Here is a 3,915-nt window from a genome sequence, read left to right as displayed (position 1 = left end):
CCAGGCCAAAACAATCAGAAAAAAGGAAGGATGCTCCATCGAGCAGCTCTTTACCGCTTATGCACTTTAAATCATTTTATATGGGATCAGCTATAGTAGATACTTCTCGGAAGAAGATCTTTATGGGGTTCACCGTTTTGGAACGCACAATCAAGTTTTGAGTGGCGATGAAGCTCAGATCGTAAGCAGTATCCTTTCAGACTACCTCCAAAAGATGGATGTCGACCAATCGCTCCTCAAGGCTGCATCATTGGCAGATTTTAGGGATAATATTTATCCCGTCTCTATGACTGAAGCAAAGAAGATGAGAGTGATTTTCGATCCATCCGGCCTAACTTCGTTCGTTGTGGAAGATATGCATGGATTAGCGGTTGCAGTATTCAAATTCACAAAGAGAGAGCGATACTTTGCCGGAACAGTATTTTGCAACGCTGATCAACCTGCGCTGTTAATTTATGATCTGGATGACACCGTGCCGATAGTCCTCCGATCTATGGTCGACTTCCCTGCTGAATTCAATGCAAATGGGATGATCATTACGGGCAAGGCCACCTATTTAAAACCTGATCAACAACGAAAAACAGGCGCTCTTTTCTTTGAACTACCCGGCTTAAATGCAACATCGTTTTCTGGAACGGGCTTATCTCTTGAAAGCATCAAAAATGGGAACAATGCTGCAATGTCCACTAATACAGGAGATCTAGCGTCGATATTTTCCTGGATTGACGCTATAACTTCCTTGTCTTTTGAAATTGTGGCTACAATGGGGAAAGAACGCTACCCCTCGTTTTGCGAGAGTGCCAGAAATAGGCATCAAAGCGGTCTATCATCTGATAAAGCATTTCCCAATACAACCTGACCATACAATTGCATACTATAAGCGACTCAATAAATTATCTACAACTTTCTATATAACGCACTTTGTATGTTATTTTTATCCCAAACTATTAATCCTGCTCGATAATAAGTGATATGAAGAAGGATATGGTTAAGTTCCTAGAAAAATATTGGAGGGAATTATTCTTATACTTTACAGCTATCGCTATTCTCCTCTTTAACAACGATCATCTTTTTCTGGTGGAAGAAACGTTCTCTCTTAATGTATTTGGGATTTTAACTAAAATTGGAGCAAGCAATTTTTTCTTCAAAATCGTGTCAATTTCGGCGTTAGCTATACTCGTTGTTTTACTTCTACGACACCATGCTGCAAAACTCTGCAATGAATTCTCAAATGGTTACAAAGCGAATAAGAATGTCAAAGATTGGCTCCATAAAGAATATAAGGGTTGGTTGGATAAAGATAAGGACGAACCAACTCTTGGAAGGATAATGGATAGCATACAAGGTTCTCTACTAAGAACCACCCAAAATTTGGGATCTTTTAGGAAACCTGGTGATAGTCAATATAAGATAATCACCTTTGAGCCTGACTGGAGAACACACTGTTCGGCTGTCTATTGTGGCATTCAGCGCATACTTCATTGGAGATTTTGGCTTTCAGTTTATAAACCTGCAATCTTAACTGCATGGGCACTGTACACAACACTGTCCATATAGAAACCTTCTGCTAATATTAACAAATCAAAAGTGTCACTCATTGTTTTCATCGTTTTAAGATTAACGAATATAAGCAACCACTATCGGTATCAAGATTGCCCCTAAAATCCCGTGCATACCCATCGCAAAGCCCCTCTGCCACCAGGCTTTCATGCCGAGCAGATTCAAGATCGAGCTTCCCAGTATCGCTCCCAGGATGCCTGTTACGATGGCAAACACAGCGGTCAATGTGGGGGAAACACTTATCCGCTCGGCAACCCCCATCGCAATGGGTGCAGTCACTGACTTGGGATAAAAAGTGTCGATGATCGCTGCATCAGCACTCAGGTAAGTTGCGATCCCCACCGCACTGGCAATAGCAACGGCTCCGCCACATAGCAAGGCGATGGTTAAAGGAATCAAGCGCGTTTCCAAAATAGCTAAGCCCCGGTGGATGGGTACAGCCAGTGCAACGGTTGTTGTGCCCAGCAAGAAATGCACAAACTGCGCGCCTTCAAAATAGCGTTGATAAGGCATATTCACCAGATAGAGCCAGTCTTCGTTCGTAGGAATATAGGTGATATCGCTGACCCATGCTTTGTAAGGTGCGCTAACAGAAAACCCTCTTTTCAGAATATTAGGGGTGCGAACTGTAAATGATGTTTAGAATCGGTTGTTACCTTAAATTTGCGTTTTTGCTACAACGTAAACCCAGAGCTAAGCGTTTCGCACTGTAGGTCTCTCGGGTGCGTTGGTGTGCAGCCAGTATTTCTGTTTCCGACCGTGTATTTTCCCATTCATGCTTACAAGGCGAACGAGTATTCCAGGCATGAAAACCACTCTCTGAAACATCAAGTACACGGCACATAAGTGCAATAGGGTATAGTTGTCGCAGAGTGTCAATCATACCGTATTTCACTGCGACTCCTTCACGAAATAGGCCGCACACTTTTTTATGAAATCCCGCTCCATCATGACTTCTGCCAACTCACGCTTGACCCTGGATAGCTCTAATTTAAGATCACTCAGCGGCTTCTTCTGGTGTTTACCTACTTTAGTAAGTTTACTTGGTCTGTCAGCATAAACCCAGTTCTTTAACGCCCCTTTGGGTAAAGATAATCGTTTCGCTGCTTCAACCAGAGTTAACTCACTCTCTTTAAAAAAACCTGACCGATTGCCCACGAAATTCCTGGCTATATCGTGTTCGCGCTAATTGTTCCATTCTTGTCCTTCATCTCATGTCTATATTTTATGAAACTTTGGATTCCATGAATTTCAGCATACCTCAATCGCTGTTTTGGCTATTAGCCGACAGCCCCTAAAACAGAAAAATGTGGTCGCGCTGGACGCTTATGATTTGACCACGTCACAGACCCAAGTAAAAACAATGTTAAGAATGATTTTTATTTATTAATCAATACCTTAATATTGTATTTGCACTCTATGAGCTTTATAATGCGTGAAACCTGAATTAAACATGACGCTGTGCTTATAGTAGTGTGCAATATTAACCAAATGAGATATCAAGTTGAAAGGCGACAATCAAACAGTAAATTTTCTGAACAAGGCGTTGGTGCTGGCTGAAAAAGTGGGTATCCAGAACTATCTGCAGTCCAAAATATAATGTAAGGAGAATATCTTATGAAAGGTAACGCAAAAATCATTGACATCCTGAACAAACTCCTTGCTGGGGAATTGACTTCAATGGATCAGTACTTCACGCATTCACGTATGTATGAAGATTGGGGTTTTCACAAGCTTTATGAGCGCATTGACCATGAAATGGATGATGAAAAACAGCACGCAGACAGTCTGATCAGGCGAATTCTATTTCTGGAAGGTGTGCCAGCAGTGGGTAACCGCAGTCCACTTAAAATCGGTAAAGACGTACCGGAAATGTTGGAAAACGACCTGGAATTGGAACGTTCCGTGATTGTTGCACTACGTAACGCCATTGCCGTTTGTGAACAAGAGCAGGATTACCAAACACGAGAAATCCTTGAAGCCATGCTGGCTGATACAGAGGAAGACCACGCGCATTGGCTGGAAAAACAGTTAGGCCTCATTAAGAAGATTGGATTACAGAACTACCTGCAGACACAGATGTGACAACTGATCAGCAATCCAAAACCTGTGAGACAACTGGCAACGAACTGGCACGCTGATTCAGCCTTTTCGATCTGACGGACAGCTTCATCTTGTCAATCAATACGATATCATTTTTTGGGTTGCTCTTATGGCACTACAGGGCTTTTGGCCGGGACAGTGAGTAAAAACTATATCCCTGAGGTATGCTGAGTTTTATGGAGTCCAAAGTTTCATAAAATATAGACATGGAATGGAGGATATAGATGGAACAATTACCCCGAACACGATATA

General features: G+C 42.2%; 6 protein-coding genes. 3 read left to right on the top strand and 3 right to left on the bottom strand.

Features of this window, described 5'->3' with window-relative positions:
- Nucleotides 1-157: 157 nt before the first annotated feature.
- Together BLV54_RS14690 and BLV54_RS14685 are read left to right on the top strand one after the other, a co-directional pair.
- On the top strand, nucleotides 158-859 hold the full coding sequence (locus tag BLV54_RS14690; RefSeq protein WP_176969800.1) for a hypothetical protein: 702 nt from the start codon (nucleotides 158-160) through the stop codon (nucleotides 857-859).
- Nucleotides 860-972: 113 nt separating this feature from the next.
- The gene (locus BLV54_RS14685; protein ID WP_143032547.1) at nucleotides 973-1,557 is read left to right on the top strand and encodes a hypothetical protein; all 585 of its coding nucleotides are present in this window, start codon (nucleotides 973-975) and stop codon (nucleotides 1,555-1,557) included.
- 60 nt (nucleotides 1,558-1,617) lie between these two features.
- Here the strand turns inward: BLV54_RS14685 and BLV54_RS14680 are convergent, their stop codons facing one another.
- The 3 genes from BLV54_RS14680 to BLV54_RS14675 form a co-directional block, all read right to left on the bottom strand.
- Nucleotides 1,618-2,079, bottom strand: coding sequence for an LrgB family protein (locus BLV54_RS14680; protein WP_256329551.1), 462 nt, complete (start codon nucleotides 2,077-2,079; stop codon nucleotides 1,618-1,620).
- A 133-nt stretch (nucleotides 2,080-2,212) separates the two neighbouring features.
- On the bottom strand, nucleotides 2,213-2,443 hold the full coding sequence (locus tag BLV54_RS15840) for a hypothetical protein (RefSeq protein WP_176969799.1): 231 nt from the start codon (nucleotides 2,441-2,443) through the stop codon (nucleotides 2,213-2,215).
- A gap of 8 nt (nucleotides 2,444-2,451) precedes the next feature.
- The gene (locus BLV54_RS14675; RefSeq protein ID WP_090572340.1) at nucleotides 2,452-2,718 is read right to left on the bottom strand and encodes a hypothetical protein; all 267 of its coding nucleotides are present in this window, start codon (nucleotides 2,716-2,718) and stop codon (nucleotides 2,452-2,454) included.
- A 459-nt stretch (nucleotides 2,719-3,177) separates the two neighbouring features.
- Between BLV54_RS14675 and bfr the strand changes: the two genes are divergently transcribed.
- Nucleotides 3,178-3,645, top strand: coding sequence for a bacterioferritin (bfr, locus tag BLV54_RS14670; RefSeq protein ID WP_090572339.1), 468 nt, complete (start codon nucleotides 3,178-3,180; stop codon nucleotides 3,643-3,645).
- The last annotated feature ends 270 nt before the right edge of the window (nucleotides 3,646-3,915 follow it).

It is taken from the genome of Nitrosomonas sp. Nm33 (assembly GCF_900107265.1).
GTDB lineage: Bacteria > Pseudomonadota > Gammaproteobacteria > Burkholderiales > Nitrosomonadaceae > Nitrosomonas.
Note: the sequence above shows the minus strand (reverse complement) of the source record. Positions and strands in the feature narration are given on the sequence as shown.

Excerpts from the sequence above, each read along its gene's own strand:
- BLV54_RS14685 (WP_143032547.1), top strand. The coding sequence starts at position 973 with ATGAAGAAGGATATGGTTAAGTTCCTAGAAAAATATTGGAGGGAATTA.
- BLV54_RS15840 (WP_176969799.1), bottom strand. The coding sequence starts at position 2,443 with ATGATTGACACTCTGCGACAACTATACCCTATTGCACTTATGTGCCGT.
- bfr (WP_090572339.1), top strand. The coding sequence starts at position 3,178 with ATGAAAGGTAACGCAAAAATCATTGACATCCTGAACAAACTCCTTGCT.